This window comes from Pseudomonas citronellolis (genome assembly GCF_029335315.1).
Taxonomy (GTDB): domain Bacteria; phylum Pseudomonadota; class Gammaproteobacteria; order Pseudomonadales; family Pseudomonadaceae; genus Pseudomonas; species Pseudomonas citronellolis_A.
On sequence record NZ_JARJLT010000300.1, the window covers coordinates 1 to 16,326 of the forward strand.

The 16,326-nt window shown below is 67.5% G+C and carries 12 protein-coding genes; 10 read left to right on the top strand and 2 right to left on the bottom strand.

The features are described from left to right. On the bottom strand, positions 1 to 315 hold a 315-nt coding region (locus tag P3W75_RS22635), incomplete at its 3' end, for a biotin/lipoyl-containing protein (RefSeq protein WP_346429864.1). Positions 316 to 326: 11 nt separating this feature from the next. Continuing rightward, positions 327 to 2,975, bottom strand: a complete 2,649-nt coding sequence (gene aceE, locus P3W75_RS22640; RefSeq protein ID WP_276229552.1) for a pyruvate dehydrogenase (acetyl-transferring), homodimeric type — start codon at positions 2,973 to 2,975, stop codon at positions 327 to 329. A 243-nt stretch (positions 2,976 to 3,218) separates the two neighbouring features. Here aceE and glnE point away from each other — a divergent pair, with 243 nt between their 5' ends. The 10 genes from glnE to P3W75_RS22690 all read left to right on the top strand — a co-directional run bounded on the left by glnE (position 3,219) and on the right by P3W75_RS22690 (position 16,323). Beyond that, positions 3,219 to 6,167: a bifunctional [glutamate--ammonia ligase]-adenylyl-L-tyrosine phosphorylase/[glutamate--ammonia-ligase] adenylyltransferase gene (glnE, locus tag P3W75_RS22645; protein WP_276229553.1), complete on the top strand. Its 2,949-nt coding sequence runs from the start codon at positions 3,219 to 3,221 to the stop codon at positions 6,165 to 6,167. A 162-nt stretch (positions 6,168 to 6,329) separates the two neighbouring features. After that, positions 6,330 to 7,364 carry a lipopolysaccharide heptosyltransferase II gene (waaF, locus tag P3W75_RS22650; protein ID WP_276229554.1) on the top strand — a complete coding sequence of 345 codons (1,035 nt, stop codon included), beginning with the start codon at positions 6,330 to 6,332 and terminating at the stop codon, positions 7,362 to 7,364. Continuing rightward, entirely contained in the window at positions 7,361 to 8,431 is a 1,071-nt protein-coding gene (waaC, locus tag P3W75_RS22655) for a lipopolysaccharide heptosyltransferase I (protein WP_276229555.1), read from the top strand. The genes waaF and waaC overlap by 4 nt, the downstream gene beginning before the upstream one ends. Next, positions 8,428 to 9,549, top strand: coding sequence for a glycosyltransferase family 4 protein (locus tag P3W75_RS22660; protein WP_276229556.1), 1,122 nt, complete (start codon positions 8,428 to 8,430; stop codon positions 9,547 to 9,549). The genes waaC and P3W75_RS22660 overlap by 4 nt, the downstream gene beginning before the upstream one ends. Next, a complete protein-coding gene (gene rfaP / locus P3W75_RS22665) occupies positions 9,546 to 10,352 on the top strand; it encodes a lipopolysaccharide core heptose(I) kinase RfaP (RefSeq protein WP_276229557.1) in 807 nt (268 codons plus the stop codon). Before P3W75_RS22660 ends, rfaP begins: the two co-directional genes overlap by 4 nt. Then, complete coding sequence (locus tag P3W75_RS22670; RefSeq protein ID WP_276229558.1) at positions 10,352 to 11,086, top strand: lipopolysaccharide kinase InaA family protein; 735 nt, start codon at positions 10,352 to 10,354, stop codon at positions 11,084 to 11,086. Before rfaP ends, P3W75_RS22670 begins: the two co-directional genes overlap by 1 nt. Continuing rightward, a complete protein-coding gene (locus P3W75_RS22675; RefSeq protein ID WP_276229559.1) occupies positions 11,083 to 11,838 on the top strand; it encodes a lipopolysaccharide kinase InaA family protein in 756 nt (251 codons plus the stop codon). The genes P3W75_RS22670 and P3W75_RS22675 overlap by 4 nt, the downstream gene beginning before the upstream one ends. After that, entirely contained in the window at positions 11,835 to 13,313 is a 1,479-nt protein-coding gene (locus P3W75_RS22680; protein ID WP_276229560.1) for a lipopolysaccharide kinase InaA family protein, read from the top strand. The genes P3W75_RS22675 and P3W75_RS22680 overlap by 4 nt, the downstream gene beginning before the upstream one ends. An 85-nt stretch (positions 13,314 to 13,398) precedes the next feature. After that, complete coding sequence (locus P3W75_RS22685; RefSeq protein ID WP_276229561.1) at positions 13,399 to 15,156, top strand: carbamoyltransferase family protein; 1,758 nt, start codon at positions 13,399 to 13,401, stop codon at positions 15,154 to 15,156. Between the two features lie 72 nt (positions 15,157 to 15,228). Beyond that, positions 15,229 to 16,323 (top strand): hypothetical protein, encoded by a 1,095-nt coding sequence (locus P3W75_RS22690; RefSeq protein ID WP_276229562.1) that lies wholly within the window; start codon positions 15,229 to 15,231, stop codon positions 16,321 to 16,323. Positions 16,324 to 16,326: the final 3 nt, after the last annotated feature.

Consider the following 16,326-nt stretch of genomic DNA (forward strand, 5'->3'; position numbering starts at 1 on the left):
GGCGGCGGTTGGAGCCGGTGCTTCGGCCTTGGGGGCTTCGGCGGACGGGGCGGGCGCCGCGGCCGGGGCCTCGGCGGCGCCACCCTCGACGTCCAGCTCGAGGATCTCGTCGCCTTCCTTCAGGGTGTCGCCCACCTTGACCTTCAGGCTCTTGATCACGCCGGCCTTGGGCGAGGGGATTTCCATGCTGGCCTTGTCGGATTCCAGGGTCAGCAGGCTCTGGTCGGCCTCGACGGTGTCGCCGACCTTGACCAGCAGTTCGATGACTTCACCCTGACCGTTGCCGATGTCGGGTACGCGAATCAGCTCGCTCACAATGCGTCTCCTCAGCAGTCCAGCGGGTTGCGTTTGTCCGGGTCGATACCGAGCTTGGCGATGGCCTCGGCCACCACCTTGGCGTCGATGTCGCCACGGTCGGCCAGGGCTTCCAGCGCGGCCAGGACAACCCAGCGACGGTCCACTTCGAAGAAGTCGCGCAGCTTGCGACGGCTGTCGCTGCGGCCGAAACCGTCGGTACCCAGGACCTTGTACTCCTTGCTCGGGACCCACTGGCGGATCTGCTCGGCGTACAGCTTCATGTAGTCGGTGGAGGCGATGACCGGGCCCTTGCGGCCGCCCAGGCATTCCTCGACGTAGCTCTGCTTGGGCTTCTGGCCCGGGTGCAGGCGGTTCCAGCGCTCGGTGGCCAGGCCGTCGCGGCGCAGCTCGTTGAAGCTGGGCACGGACCAGACGTCGGCGCCGATGCCGAAGTCCTCGCGGAGAATCTTCGCGGCGGCTTCCACTTCGCGCAGGATGGTGCCGGAGCCCAGCAGCTGCACGTGGTGGGCGGCTTCCTTCTTGTCCTCCTCGAGGAGGTACATGCCCTTGATGATGCCTTCTTCCACGCCCTTGGGCATGGCCGGCTGAACGTAGTTCTCGTTCATCACGGTGATGTAATAGAAGATGTCCTGCTGCTCTTCGATCATCTGCCGCGAGCCTTCGCGGATGATCACCGCCAGTTCGTAGGCATAGGTCGGATCGTAGGTGCGGCAGTTCGGGATGGTCGCGGCCAGGATGTGGCTGTGGCCGTCCTCGTGCTGCAGGCCTTCACCGTTGAGGGTGGTGCGGCCGGCGGTGCCGCCGATCAGGAAGCCGTGGGCGCGGCTGTCGCCGGCGGCCCAGGCCAGGTCGCCGATACGCTGGAAGCCGAACATCGAGTAGAAGATGTAGAACGGCAGCATCGGCTGGTTGTGCGTGGAGTACGAGGTGCCCGCGGCGATCCAGCTGGACATGGCGCCGGCTTCGTTGATGCCTTCCTCGAGGATCTGGCCCTTCTTGTCCTCGCGGTAGAACATCACCTGGTCCTTGTCGACCGGCTCGTACAGCTGGCCTACCGAGGAGTAGATGCCGAGCTGGCGGAACATGCCTTCCATACCGAAGGTACGGGCTTCGTCCGGCACGATCGGGACGATGCGCGGGCCGAGTTCCTTGTCCTTGACCAGCTGCGAGATGATCCGCACGAAGGCCATGGTGGTGGAGATTTCGCGGTCACCCGAGCCGTCGAGCATGGCCTTGAGGGTTTCCAGCGGGGGAACCGGAACCTGGAAGCTCTTCTCGCGGCGCACCGGCATCACGCCACCCAGGGCGGCGCGGCGGGAGGCCAGGTACTTGGCTTCGGCGCTGCCTTCTTCCGGACGGTAGAACGGCAGGTTTTCCAGGTCGGCGTCCTTGATCGGGATATCGAACTTGTCGCGGAACGACTTCAGCGACTCGACGTCGACCTTCTTGACGTTGTGCGCGATGTTCTTCGCTTCGCCCGAGCCGGTACCGTAGCCCTTGATGGTCTTGGCCAGGATGACGGTCGGCTGGCCCTTGTGGTTGACCGCCTGGTGGTAGGCCGCATAGACCTTGTAGGGGTCGTGGCCGCCACGGTTGAGTTTCCAGATTTCCTCGTCGGAGAGGTCCTTGACCATCTCCAGCAGCTCCGGACGCGCACCGAAGAAGTGCTCGCGCACGTAGGCGCCGTCCTTGGCCTTGTAGTTCTGGTACTCGCCGTCGATGACCTCATCCATGCGCGCTTGCAGCAGGCCGGCGGTGTCCTTGGCGAACAGCGGGTCCCAGAAACGGCCCCAGACCACCTTGTTGACGTTCCACTCGGCACCACGGAACACGCCTTCGAGTTCCTGGATGATCTTGCCGTTGCCGCGAACCGGGCCGTCGAGGCGCTGCAGGTTGCAGTTGATGACGAAGATCAGGTTGTCCAGCTTCTCGCGGCCGGCCAGGGAGATCGCGCCCAGGGATTCCGGTTCGTCGCACTCGCCGTCGCCCATGAAGCACCAGACCTTCTGCTTGCCGGCGGGGATGAAGCCGCGGCTCTCCAGGTACTTCATGAAGCGCGCCTGGTAGATCGCCTGGATCGGGCCGAGGCCCATGGACACGGTGGGGAACTGCCAGAAGTCCGGCATCAGCCACGGGTGCGGGTAGGAGGACAGCCCGTTGCCGTCCACTTCCTGGCGGAAGTTGTTCAACTGGTCTTCGCTGATGCGGCCTTCGAGGAAGGCGCGGGCGTAGACGCCGGGGGAGGCGTGGCCCTGGAAGAACACCAGGTCGCCGCCGTGTTCGTCGGTCGGGGCCTGGAAGAAGTAGTTGAAGCCAACGTCGTAGAGGGTCGCCGAGGACGCGAAGGAGGAGATGTGGCCGCCCAGATCCGGGTCGTGCTTGTTCGCCTTCATCACCATGGCCAGCGCGTTCCAGCGCACCAGCGAGCGGATGCGGCGTTCCATGAACAGGTCGCCGGGCATGCGCGCTTCGTGGGTTACCGGGATGCTGTTGCGGTACGGCGTGGTGATGGCGTAGGGCAGTTGGGTGCCGGACCGGCTGGCCAGCTCGCCCATGCGGGTCATCAGGTAATGGGCGCGGTCTTCACCTTCACGGTCCAGGACCGATTCCAGGGCGTCCAGCCATTCCTGGGTTTCGACGGGATCAAGGTCTTGCATGGCTTGCTCCAGGGCGGAAAGGCTTCCAGAATCGAAAGCCAGTAGATCGTTGCCGATAGCAGCGCCGGCCTCGTGGGCGGCGCCGCGAATTCTTGGAAGTGCACCGGGGGTGTTTCCGGCGGGTTGTAGTTTTACTACAAATCCCTGCTGGATACAGCCCTTGGCCGAAAAAAGTTAGTAGTAAAACTACAGGCGCCCGAATGGCGGGGCTTCCGCGGGGTTGCCGTTCATCAGGATCGATGCATGACTCTGCCGTCCCGGGCCGCCCTGCCGGCCACCCTCAAGCCCCTCGCCGAGCGCGCGGGGCAGACTTTCAGCGCCGCCGTAGCCAACCTTTCCGCCGAAAACGCCGTCCTTTATGAACAGTGGTCGGCCGAGCGCCACAACGACTTCGCCCTGGTCTGCGCGGCCAGCGACTTCGTCGCCGAGCAGGCTGCGCGCGACGCCGGCACCTTCCTCGAGCTGGTGGCCTGTGGGCAGCTGGACCGGCCGCTTGCGCGCGGCGAGATGCGCGCGCAGCTGGAAACGCTGCTGGCCGACTGCGCCGACGAGGACGAACTGGGCCGGCGCCTGCGGCGCTTCCGCCGGCGCCAGCAGGTGCGCATCGTCTGGCGCGACCTGACCCGCGGCAGCGACCTGGCGGGTACCTGTCGCGATCTGTCGGACCTGGCCGACAACTGCATCGATCTCGCCTACCGGTGGCTCTATGAAAGGCACTGCCAGCAGTTCGGCACGCCCATCGGCCATCGCTCCGGCCTGCCGCAGCAACTGGTGGTGCTGGGCATGGGCAAGCTGGGCGCCGGCGAGCTGAACCTGTCCTCGGACATCGACCTGATCTTCGGCTACCCCGAGGGCGGCGAGACCCAGGGCGCCCGCCGCGCCCTGGATAACCAGGAGTTCTTCACCCGCCTGGGGCAGAAGCTGATCAAGGCGCTGGACGCCATCACCGTCGAGGGCTTCGTCTTCCGCGTCGACATGCGCCTGCGCCCCTACGGCTCCAGCGGCCCGCTGGTGCACAGCTTCGCCGCGCTGGAGCAGTACTACCAGGACCAGGGCCGCGACTGGGAACGCTACGCGATGATCAAGGCGCGGGTGGTCGGTGGCGACCAGGACGCCGGCCAGCGCCTGCTGGAGCTGCTGCGGCCGTTCGTCTACCGGCGCTACCTGGACTTCTCGGCCATCGAGGCGCTGCGCAACATGAAGCAGCTGATCCAGCAGGAAGTACGGCGCAAGGGCATGAGCGAGAACATCAAGCTCGGCGCCGGCGGCATCCGCGAGGTGGAGTTCATCGCCCAGGCCTTCCAACTGATCCACGGCGGCCGCGACCTGAGCCTGCAGCAGCGGCCGCTGCTGCGGGTGCTGGCGACCCTGGAGGGGCAGGGCTACCTGCCGCCGGCGGTGGTCGGCGAGCTGCGCGAGGGCTACGAGTTCCTGCGCTACGCCGAGCACGCCCTGCAGGCCATCGACGACCGCCAGACGCAGATGCTCCCGGAGGACGAGCTGGCGCGCATTCGCGTCGCCTTCATCATGGGCTTCGCCAACTGGTCTGCCTTCCACCAGGCGATCAACCACTGGCGCGACCGCGTCGACTGGCACTTCCGCCAGGTGATCGCCGACCCCGACGAGGAAGAGGGCGCCGATACCGACGGCGCCACCCCCGGCGCCGAGTGGCTGCCGCTATGGGAAGAGCAGGTGGACGAGGAGTCCGCCTGCCGCCAGCTGGCCGACGCCGGCTTCGCCGCGCCGGGCGCCGCCTTCAAGCGGCTGATCGACGTGCGCCACGGTAACCAGGTTCGCGCCATGCAGCGCCTGGGTCGCGAGCGCCTGGACGCCTTCATGCCGCGCCTGCTGAACATGCTCGCCGAACACGAGAAACCGGACCTGACGCTGGAACGCGTGCTGCCCCTGGTCGAGGCGGTGGCGCGGCGCTCGGCCTACCTGGTGCTGCTCACCGAGAACCCCGGCGCCCTGGAGCGCCTGCTGACCCTGTGCGCGGCCAGCCCGATGGTGGCCGAGCAGATCGCCAAGTTCCCGATCCTGCTCGACGAGCTGCTCAACGAAGGCCGCCTGCTGAGCCCGCCGAAGGCCCCGGAGCTGATCGCCGAGCTGCGTGAACGGCTGATGCGCATCCCCGAGGACGACCTCGAGCAGCAGATGGAGACCCTGCGCCACTTCAAGCTGGCCCACGGCCTGCGCGTGGTGGCCTCGGAAATCGCCGGCACGCTGCCGCTGATGAAGGTCAGCGACTACCTGACCTGGCTCGCCGAGGCCATCCTCGAGCAGGTCCTGGCGCTGGCCTGGAACCAACTGGTGCAGCGCCACGGCCGCCCGCTGCGGGCCGACGGCACGCCCTGCGACACCGACTTCATCATCGTCGGCTACGGCAAGGTCGGTGGCCTGGAGCTGGGCCATGGCTCGGACCTGGACCTGGTGTTCATCCACGACGGCGACCCGCAGCGCGAGACCGATGGCGCCAAGCCCATCGACGGCTCGCAGTTCTTCACCCGCCTGGGGCAGAAGATCATCCACTTCCTCACCACCCAGACCACCTCGGGCGCGCTCTATGAAGTGGACATGCGCCTGCGCCCGAGCGGCGCCGCCGGCCTGCTGGTGAGCTCGCAGGCGGCGTTCCGCGCCTACCAGCAGAACGAGGCCTGGACCTGGGAGCACCAGGCTCTGGTGCGCGCCCGCGTGCTGGCCGGCAGCCCGCGGGTGGCCGCTGCCTTCGAGGGCATTCGCGCCGAGGTGCTGGGGCGCCAGCGCGACCTGGCCGGGCTGCGTCGCGAGGTCAGCGAGATGCGCGCGAAGATGCGCGACAACCTCGGCACTCCGACGACTGCCGCCGGCACTGCGCCGAGCGCCTTCGAGGCCGCGGCGCCCTTCGACCTCAAGCAGGACGCCGGTGGTATCGTCGATATCGAATTTATGGTGCAATATGCGGCCCTCGCCTGGTCGTGGCAGCACCCCGAACTGCTGCAATTCACCGACAACATCCGCATCCTGGAAGGCCTGGAGAGGGCCGGGCTGATGTCTGGCGAGGACGTCCGTTTCCTGCAGGAGGCCTACAAGGCCTATCGTGCGGCCGCGCATCGCCTGGCGCTGCAGAAGCAGCCGGGGGTGGTGACGGGCGACCGCTTCCATGACGAGCGCCGCGGTGTGATGCGGATCTGGCGCGGGCTCGAACTCGATTGATTTCCGATGTAGGCAAGGGTCGCCGAGGAGCTGCGGCTCCGGCGACCGGACGACGAATTTCTGTGAGGAGCTGGCAACGCTGTCGATGGCCGATGGCCTGACCCGCCGGCCCGCTGAGCCGCCGGCTTGCGGCCCCGGGCGATCGACACCAAGCTGCCGATTATGAACATCCTGATCATTGGGCCCTCCTGGGTGGGCGACATGGTGATGGCGCAGACGCTCTTCGAGTGTCTCAAGCGCGAGCACCCCGACTGCCAGATCGACGTGCTGGCCCCCGAGTGGAGCCGGCCGATCCTCGAGCGCATGCCCGAGGTGCGCCAGGCCCTGAGCTTCCCGCTCGGCCACGGCGTGCTCGACGTCACCGCGCGCCGGCGCATCGGCAAGAGCCTGGCGGGCCAGTACGACCAGGCGATCCTCCTGCCCAACTCGCTGAAGTCGGCGCTGGTGCCGTTCTTCGCCGGCATCCCCAAGCGCACCGGCTGGAAAGGCGAGATGCGCTACGGCCTGCTCAACGACATCCGCAAGCTGGATAAAGAGCGCTATCCGCTGATGATCGAGCGCTTCATGGCCCTGGCCTACCCGGCCGGCGCCGAGTTGCCGCAGCCCTACCCGCAGCCGCGCCTGGCCATCGACCCGACGAGCCGCGACGCCGCCCTGGCCAAATTCGGCCTGAGCCTGGACCGCCCGGTGCTGGCGCTGTGCCCCGGCGCCGAGTTCGGCGAGGCCAAGCGCTGGCCGGCGGAGTACTACGCCAAGGTCGCCGAGACCAAGATCCGCGCCGGCTGGCAGGTGTGGATCTTCGGCTCGAAGAACGACCACCCCGGCGGCGAGGAGATCCGCTCGCGGCTGATCCCCGGCCTGCGCGAGGAAGCCGTCAACCTGGCCGGCGAAACCGCCCTGGCCGAGGCCATCGACCTGATGTCCTGCGCCAGCGCCGTGGTCACCAACGACTCCGGCCTGATGCACGTGGCCGCTTCGCTGAACCGCCCGCTGGTGGCGGTCTACGGCTCCACCTCGCCGCAGTTCACCCCGCCCCTGGCCGACGCCGTGGAAATCGTCCGCCTGGGCCTGGAGTGCAGCCCCTGCTTCGACCGCGTGTGCCGCTTCGGCCACTACAACTGCCTGCGCGAGCTCAAGCCGCAGCCGGTGCTCGAGGCGCTCGACCGCCTGGTCGCCGACCCGGTCGACGTGGAATGAGGGTGCTGCTGATCAAGACGTCGTCCCTGGGCGACGTCATCCATACCCTGCCGGCGCTCACCGACGCGGCCCGCGCCATCCCCGGCATCCAGTTCGACTGGGTGGTGGAGGAGGGCTTCGCCGAGATCCCGGCCTGGCACCCGGCGGTGGCCCAGGTCATCCCGGTGGCCATCCGGCGCTGGCGCAAGAACCTCTGGCAGACCCTGAAGAACGGCGAGTGGCGCCGTTTCAAGAAGCGCCTGCGCGAGGTCGACTACGACCTGGTGATCGACGCCCAGGGTCTGCTCAAGAGCGCCTGGCTGACCCGCTACGCGAAGAAGGCCCCGGTCGCCGGGCTGGACAAGGCGTCCGCGCGCGAGCCGGCGGCCAGCCGTTTCTACGACCGCGCCTACCCCGTCGCCTGGGGCCAGCACGCGGTGGAGCGGGTGCGCCAGTTGTTCGCCCAGGCGCTGGACTACCCGCTGCCCAAGGGCGTTGGCGACTACGGCCTGGACCGTGGCCGGCTGCTCGACGACAGCGGCGCCGAGCCCTACCTGGTGTTCCTCCACGGCACCACCTGGGTCACCAAGCACTGGCCCGAGGTCTACTGGCGCGAGCTGGCCGAGCGCATGGGCGAACGCGGCTGGTCGGTCAGATTGCCCTGGGGCAATGAAGCCGAGCGCGAGCGCGCCGAGCGCATCGCCCAGGGCTTGGAAAACGCCTCGGTGCTCCCCAGATTATCCCTCGCGGGCATGGCCAAGGTCCTGGCCGGCGCTTCCGCCTGCGTGGCGGTGGACACCGGGCTCGGACACCTGGCGGCCGCCCTGGATGTGCCGACGCTGTCGCTGTTCGGCCCGACCAACCCCGGTCTCACCGGCGCCTACGGGCGCTCGCAGGTGCACCTGGGCGCCGACTGGCCGGCGTGCGCGCCCTGCCTGCAGAAGACCTGTACCTACCAGCCGACGGCCGAAGACAAGCGCCGGTTCGACCTGCGGCACGAGCAGCCCCTGTGCTTCACGCGCCTTAACCCGCAACGCGTGGCGACCCAGCTGGAGGCGCTGCTGCTGGCCCCGGAGACGCTTCGATGACCCTGGCTTTCGTTCTCTACAAATACTTCCCGTTCGGCGGGCTGCAGCGCGACTTCATGCGCATCGCCCTGGAATGCCAGAAGCGTGGCCACGCCATCCGCGTCTATACGCCGATCTGGGAAGGCGAAGTGCCGCCCGGCTTCGACGTGCGCGTGGCGCCGATCAAGGCGCTGTTCAACCACAATCGCAACGCCAAGTTCAGCGCCTGGCTGGCCGCCGACCTGGCCCGCGACCCGGTGGACCGGGTGATCGGCTTCAACAAGATGCCCGGCCTGGACGTCTACTACGCCGCCGACGGCTGCTTCGAAGACAAGGCGCAGACCCTGCGCAACCCGATCTACCGTCGCTGGGGCCGCTACAAGCACTTCGCCGACTACGAGCGGGCGGTGTTCGCCCCCGAGTCGAAGACCGAGATCCTGATGATCTCCGAGGTCCAGCAGCCGCTGTTCGTCAAACACTACGGTACCCCCGCGCAGCGCTTCCACCTGCTGCCGCCGGGCATCGCCCTGGACCGCCGCGCGCCGGCCAACGCCGCCGAGATCCGCGCCGAGTTCCGCCGCGAATTCAAGCTCGCGGATGACGACCTGCTGCTGGTGCAGATCGGCTCCGGCTTCAAGACCAAGGGCCTGGACCGCAGCCTCAAGGCCCTGGCCGCGCTGCCGAAGGAATTGCGCAAGCGCACCCGGCTGATCGCCATCGGCCAGGACGATCCCAAGCCGTTCCTGCTGCAGGTGAAGACCCTCGGCCTGTCGGACCACGTGCAGATCCTCAAGGGTCGCAGCGACATTCCGCGCTTCCTGCTCGGCGCCGACCTGCTGATCCACCCGGCCTACAACGAGAACACCGGCACCGTGCTGCTGGAGGCGCTGGTCGCCGGGCTGCCGGTGCTGGTCACCGACGTCTGCGGCTACGCCCACTACATCGCCGAGGCCGACGCCGGCCGCGTGGTGCCGTCGCCCTTCGAGCAGGACGGCTTCAACCGCATGCTGGCGGACATGCTCAAGGACGGCGCGGCGCGCGCTGCCTGGTCGTGCAACGGCCTGGCCTTCGCCGAGACCGCCGACCTCTACTCCATGCCGCAGCACGCCGCCGACGTGATCCTCGCGGAGCGCCCATGAAGCTCGAACTGCACGAACCCTTCAAGGCGCTGTGGGCCGGCAAGGACCCCTTCGTCGAGGTGGAACGCCTGCAGGGCAAGGTCTACCGCGAGCTGGAAGGCCGCCGTACCCTGCGCACCGAGGTCGACGGGCGCGGCTACTTCGTCAAGATCCACCGTGGCATCGGCTGGGGCGAGATCTTCAAGAACCTGCTCAGCGCCAAGCTTCCGGTGCTCGGCGCCGGCCAGGAGCAGCGCGCCCTGGAACGCCTGCACCAGGCCGGGGTGGCGACCATGACCTCCGTCGCCTACGGCGAGCGCGGCGGCGACCCGGCGCGCCAGCACTCCTTCATCGTCACCGAGGAGCTGGCCCCTACCGTCGATCTCGAACAGCTGTCGCTGAACTGGCTGCGCGAGCCGCCGGCGCCGCGCTTCAAGCGCGCACTGATCGCCGAAGTGGCGAAGATGATCGGCACCATGCACCGCGCCGGAGTCAACCACCGCGACTGCTACATCTGCCATTTCCTGCTGCACACAGATCGCCCGCCGACGGCCGACGACCTGCGCCTGTCGGTGATCGACCTGCACCGCGCACAGACCCGCGCCGCCACGCCGCGCCGCTGGCGCGACAAGGACCTGGCCGCGCTGTACTTCTCGGCGCTGGACATCGGCCTGACGCAACGCGACAAGCTACGCTTCCTGCGCGGTTACTTCCGCAAGCCACTGCGCGACATCCTCCGTGAGGAGGCCGGGCTGCTCGCCTGGATGGAGCGCAAGGCCGCCAAACTCTACGATCGCAAGCAGCGCTACGGAGACCTGCTCTGATGTCGGGCTGGACCCTGGAACCCGCCTACCGCCACCTGTCCGCCGACTTCGGCAGCCTCGACGCGGTGTTCGCCCTGGAGGGCGAGCGGCTGACCCGCGACCCCAAGTCCGAGGTGATCCGCATCGAGCGTGGCGGCGTGCGCTACTACGTCAAGCGCTACCGCAGCGCCGGCAAGGGTTATCACCGCTACCTGGCGCGGCCGCGGATCAAGGCCGAATGGCAGAACCTCAAGCAGTTCGCCAAGTGGGGCATCCCCACCGCCGAAGTGGTGGCTTGGGGCATGGAACGCAAGCACGGCGCCTTCGTCCGTGGCGCCATGGTCACCCGCGAAGTGCCGGACACCGAGGACCTCGCCGCGCTGGCCAAGCGCAACGACCCGCGCCTGAGCGACCCCGCCTGGGTCGACCACGTCAGCCGCCAGCTGGCCGCGCACACCCGGCTGATGCATGACCACCACTTCACTCACAACGACCTGAAGTGGCGCAACGTCCTGGTCGATTCGGCCGGCACCGTGTATTTCATCGACTGCCCGATCGGCAACTACTGGGTCAGCTTCATGCTGCGCCACCGCATCACCAAGGACCTGGCGACCCTGGACAAGGTGGCCAAGCACAAACTCTCAGCCGCCCAGCGCCTGCGCTTCTACCTGCAATACCGCCGGCGCGAGCGGCTGAACGCCTCGGACAAGAAGCGCGTCCGACGCATCGCCAATTTCTACGAGGGACGCGAGTGAACGACTTCATCGCCGCCGAAGACCGCGAGGCGCTGGAGCGTCAGGGTCTGGCCGATTTCGACGCGCTCTGGGCGCTGCAGCTGCAGGCCGTGGACGAGCCCAACACCGAGCGCGGCGGCTGGAGCAGCGTCTATCGCCTGGAGCTGGAGGGCGGCGCCTATTACCTCAAGCGCCAGAGCAACCACCTGACCCGCAGCCTGCTGCGCCCGGGCGGTGAGCCGACCTTCGCCCGCGAGTTCCGCAACATCCAGCGCTACCAGCAACTGGGCATCCCGGCGTTGCAGGCGGCCTATTTCGCCGAACGCCGCGAGGCCGGCGAGCGCCGCGCGGTGCTGGTGACCCGCGCGCTGGACGGCTGGCGCGAGCTGGAGGGCTGGCTGAAGGAGTGGTCGGGCCTGCCGCTGGAGCGTCGCCAGGCGATCCTGCGCGCCTGCGGCATGCTCGCCCGGCGCCTGCACGAAGCCGGGCAGATGCATGGCTGCTTCTATCCCAAACACATCTTCCTCAAAGAGGACGGGGACGAGTTCCAGGCCTGCCTGATCGACCTGGAGAAAACCCGCCCGCTGTGGTTCGGCCTGCGCGACCGGGTCAAGGACCTGGAGCCGCTGCTGCGCCGCGCGCCGGACTGGAGCGAGGTGGACGTGCGCCAACTGCTCGCCGCCTACCTGGGCTGCGCCGCCGCTGGCCCCGAGGTCGACCACTGGTACCGGCGCCTGGGTGCGCGCCGGCGGCGCAAGGAGAAGCGCGGGTGAAGCTCGGCGAACTGCGAAACGCCGGCCGCCAGCCGGCCCTGCCGCTGCGCCTGGACCTGGCCGACGGCGCCGGCCCGGCGGAGTTGCGCCTGGACAGCCTGCTGCGGGTGCTGCCGGGCAAGCGCTATGTCGGCGAAGGCAACTGGCGCGGGCGTCAGGTATTGGCCAAGCTGCTGGTCGGCGGCAAGGCCGCGCGACACTTCCAGCGCGAGCTGGCGGGCGTGCGCCTGCTCGCCGAGCAGGGCCTGACCACGCCGCTGCTGCTGGCCGACGGCCTGAGCGAGGGCGAGGGCGGCTGGCTGCTCTTCGAGTTCCTCGACGGCGCCCACAGCCTGGGCGGCGCCTGGCGCGCCGTGGAAGGCCAGGCGACGCTGTCCGACGCCCAGCAGGCGGTGCTCGGCGAGGCCCTGGCGGCCATCGCCGGCCTGCACCTCAAGGGGCTCTGGCAGGAAGACCTGCACCTGGACAACCTGCTGCGCCATGAGGGCCGCCTGTACCTGATCGACGGCGCCGGCATTCGCGCCGAGACCCCCGGCCAGCCGCTGTCGCGCAAGCACGTGCTGGAAAACCTCGGGGTGTTCTTCGCCCAGCTGCCGGCCGCGCTCGATCCGTTCCTGGAAGAGCTGCTGGTGCACTACCTGCTGGTCAACGGCGAGCACGCCCTGCCGCTGGAAGCGCTGCAGAAGGAAATCGCCCGCGTGCGCCGCTGGCGCGTCGCCGACCTGCTGAAGAAGATCGGCCGCGACTGCAGCCTGTTCAGCGTGCGCCGCGGCGCCTTCGGCCTGCGCGCCGTGCGCCGCGAGGAGGAGGCAGGCCTGGCGCCGCTGCTGGCCGAGCCGGACGCTTTCATTGACCGGGGGCATGTCTACAAGACCGGTGGCGCGGCTACCGTGGCGAAAGTGGAGCTGGATGGCCGGCCGCTGGTAGTGAAGCGTTACAACATCAAGAACCTGCTGCACTGGCTCAAGCGCTTCTGGCGTCCCAGCCGCGCGTGGGGCTCCTGGCGCGAGGGCAATCGCCTGGAAGCGCTCGGCATCGCCACCGCGAAACCCCTGGCGGTGCTGGAACGACGCTGGTTGTGGCTGCGCGGTCCGGCCTTCCTGATTACCGATTACCTGGCCGGGCAGGATATAATCGCCCGTTTCAAACCCCATCTGGACGATCCGGACGGGGCCGGCATGCCGCCGGAGGCCGAACTCAAGGCCCTGGACGGCCTGTTCGCGGCGCTGCTGCGCGAGCGCATCAGCCACGGCGACCTCAAGGGCCACAACCTGTTCTGGCAGGCTGAAGGCGGTGCGGGGCGCTGGGCGCTGATCGATCTCGACGCCATGCGCAAGCACCACGGCCAGGCCAGTTTCGAGCGCGCCTACGCCCGCGACCGCGCACGTTTCCTGCGCAACTGGCCGCAGGACAGCGCCCTCCACCGGCTGCTGGACGAACGCATACCGAAGACCGGCGTCAACGCGCAAGACTGACCCGGGAAGTGACGGCTCCAAGAGCCGACCAAGATCATCGCCTGGCTCCGCTGACGGAGCCGGGCTCGACCAAGAGGCAACACCAGTGGCATTGACCATCCTCGGCCTGTCCGGCGCCGTAAGCCATGACCCTTCCGCCGCCCTGTACATCGACGGCAAGCTGGTCGCGGCGGTCGAAGAAGAGCGCTTCGTCCGCGACAAGCACGCGAAGAACCGCATGCCCTACGAGTCGGCCAAATTCTGCCTGGAACAGGCCGGGATCAAGCCGTCCGACGTCGACGTGGTGGCCATTCCGTTCGCCCCGATCAGCCTGTTCGGCAAGGCCCGCTGGCACTACGCCAAGCGCTACGCCTACGCCCCGGACCGCGCGCTGGACGCCATCCTGCTCGGCAACCGCCGCTACAAGCGCTACTACAAGCGCATCGAATGGTGCCTGCAGCAGCTGGGCTTCGACCTGAAGAAGGTCAAGATCCAGCCGGTCGAGCACCACCTGGCCCACGCCTCCAGCGCCTACCACTGCTCCGGCTTCAAGGAGAAGACCGCGATCCTCGGGATCGACGGCAAGGGCGAGTACGCCACCACCTTCTTCGGCTACGGCGAGAACGGCAAGATCCACAAGATCAAGGAGTTCTACGACCCGGACTCCCTCGGTGGCCTGTACGGCGCGATCACCGAGTACCTCGGCTTCGACATGCTCGACGGCGAGTTCAAGGTCATGGGCATGGCGCCCTACGGCGACGCCAGCAAGTACGATTTCTCGCGCCTGGCCAAGTTCGAGAACGGTGAGCTGATCATCAACACCGACTACGCCAACGTCATCGGCTTCCGCCGCTACAAGGAAAAGGGCAAGGGCTACTACTTCTCGCCCAAGCTGATCGAGTGGCTGGGCCCGAAACGCGAAGGCGACATCGCCGACGACCCGTACATCCACTACGCCGCCAGCATCCAGGCGCTGTTCGAGAAGCTGGCGCTGGAGATGATGGACTACTACCTGGGCGACATCCTCCGCGAAACCGGGAAGATCGCCTTCGCCGGCGGCTGCGCGCTGAACGTCAAGCTGAACCAGAAGATCATCTCCCGCCCGGAAGTGAAGGAGCTGTACGTGCAGCCCGCCTCCAGCGACGCCGGCACCGCGGTCGGCGCCGCCGCATACGTTTCCTGGGAGCGCGGCGTGCCGGTCGAGAAGATGGAGCACGTCTACCTCGGCCCGGAATACAGCAACGAAGACGTCATCGCCGCCTGCGCCCGCCACGCGGCCAAGCCGCAGTGGCGCAAGATCGACAACGTGCCCGAGGTGATCGGCAAGGTACTGGCCGACGGCAACCCGGTGGCCTGGTTCCAGGGCCGCATGGAATTCGGCCCGCGCGCCCTCGGCGGTCGTTCGATCCTCGGCTGCCCGAGCGTGCCGGGCGTGGCCGACCGCATCAACGCGCAGATCAAGTTCCGCGAGCGCTGGCGCCCCTTCTGCCCGTCGATGCTGGATACCGTCGGCCCGCAGATGTTCAAGATCGACCACCCGGCGCCGTTCATGACCTTCACCTTCGAAGTCAACGAAGAGTGGAAGACCCGCGTGCCGGAAGTCGTCCACGAAGACGGCACCTCCCGCGCCCAGGTCCTCAAGCGCGAGTTCAACCCGCGCTACTACGACCTGATGAAGGAGCTGGAGAAACTCACCGGCAACGGCGTGGCCCTGAACACCTCGCTGAACCGCCGCGGCGAACCGATGATCTGCTCGCCGACCGACGCCCTGAACATGTTCTACGGCTCGGACCTCGAGTACCTGATCATGCAGGACATCCTGGTGGTCAAGGACGGCGTGGCGCCTTATTCCTCGGGCGTCTAACCCCTAGGGCTTCCTGACACACAGTGCTCGGGGAGCCCTGCTTCAGCGCCGTCTGACCCGTGCGGAAAGCCCATGAATCGTATCGTCTATTTCTCCAAGATGTTCCAGGCCGTGCCGCACCTGGCGCAGGTCCAGCGCGTTCTGCCGGGGACATTCGTTTCCAATCGGCGTTCCACGCTGCAGGCCGTCCGGCGGTTGTATCCGGACATGCCGCTGGCGCGCTATTCGCGCTTTCTGGGGCCTCTCGCCGCTGGCAATCGTGAGCTGAAGAATGCCGATGTCGTCGTCACCGGCTCGCCGTACCGGAGTTTCCTGCAGCCATACCCGGCGAAGAAATGCACGGTGTTCCATGGCACGTACATGCTGCTGAGCAAGGAGGCATTGCTGCACAACGCCCACTTCGATCTGCTCTGCGTGATCGGCCCACGCATGCAGCAGATGATCCAGCGCTTCGATCCGGAAGTGCGGGTCCGTTGTGAACCGACCGGCTTCCTGCCCTTCTGTGAGTTTCCTGAACAGACGTCCCAGCAGCGTGCCCAGGCTTTGTCGGGGCTGGGCCTGGATCCCGAGCGAAAGACCATCATCTACACCCCTAGCCGGCGTGGCATAGGGTCGTGGACACTGGTTGCCGAGCAGTTGGTGCTGACGACACCGGCCCATTTCAACCTGGTGCTGCGTCCTCATCCCAGCCAGGCGCTGACTTCTCGTTCGCAGGATCGGGCCAGCTTCCGACGAGTGGCGGCGCTGGCGGCTCAACGTCCCCGTACGCTTCTCGATCTGACCAATGCTCCGTTGCCGGTACTCCAATCGGTGGCGGACCTGGTGGTTTCGGACGCGAATTCGCCGGCCGAGGAGTCATTGTTCTATGACGTGCCGCAGCTGTTCATCGAAACGGATCTGTTGTCACAGGACGTCATGCGCCGCATGGCCGAGCAGGAGAGCATGCACCCGGACGATACCCAGCGACTGCTGACACTCTACGAGTGCGGTTTGCGCCAGAGGGTAAGTTCGCCTATCGACTTCGCGCCGTTGCTGGAGCGTGCGATCGACGACGCCGGTGCATTCGCGGCGAATCGGCAGCAGTATTTCTCCTGGGTATTCGGCGAACGTGATCGCCTGGCCAATCAGCGCGTCGCCAAAGCCATTCAAACTCATTTGTTCAAGTAGGTA

Bases quoted from the DNA above. Each gene is read 5' to 3' on its own strand.
- glnE (WP_276229553.1), top strand. From the start codon at position 3,219: ATGACTCTGCCGTCCCGGGCCGCCCTGCCGGCCACCCTCAAGCCCCTC.
- P3W75_RS22660 (WP_276229556.1), top strand. From the start codon at position 8,428: ATGACCCTGGCTTTCGTTCTCTACAAATACTTCCCGTTCGGCGGGCTG.
- waaF (WP_276229554.1), top strand. From the start codon at position 6,330: ATGAACATCCTGATCATTGGGCCCTCCTGGGTGGGCGACATGGTGATG.
- P3W75_RS22690 (WP_276229562.1), top strand. From the start codon at position 15,229: ATGAATCGTATCGTCTATTTCTCCAAGATGTTCCAGGCCGTGCCGCAC.
- rfaP (WP_276229557.1), top strand. From the start codon at position 9,546: ATGAAGCTCGAACTGCACGAACCCTTCAAGGCGCTGTGGGCCGGCAAG.
- aceE (WP_276229552.1), bottom strand. From the start codon at position 2,975: ATGCAAGACCTTGATCCCGTCGAAACCCAGGAATGGCTGGACGCCCTG.
- waaC (WP_276229555.1), top strand. From the start codon at position 7,361: ATGAGGGTGCTGCTGATCAAGACGTCGTCCCTGGGCGACGTCATCCAT.
- P3W75_RS22670 (WP_276229558.1), top strand. From the start codon at position 10,352: ATGTCGGGCTGGACCCTGGAACCCGCCTACCGCCACCTGTCCGCCGAC.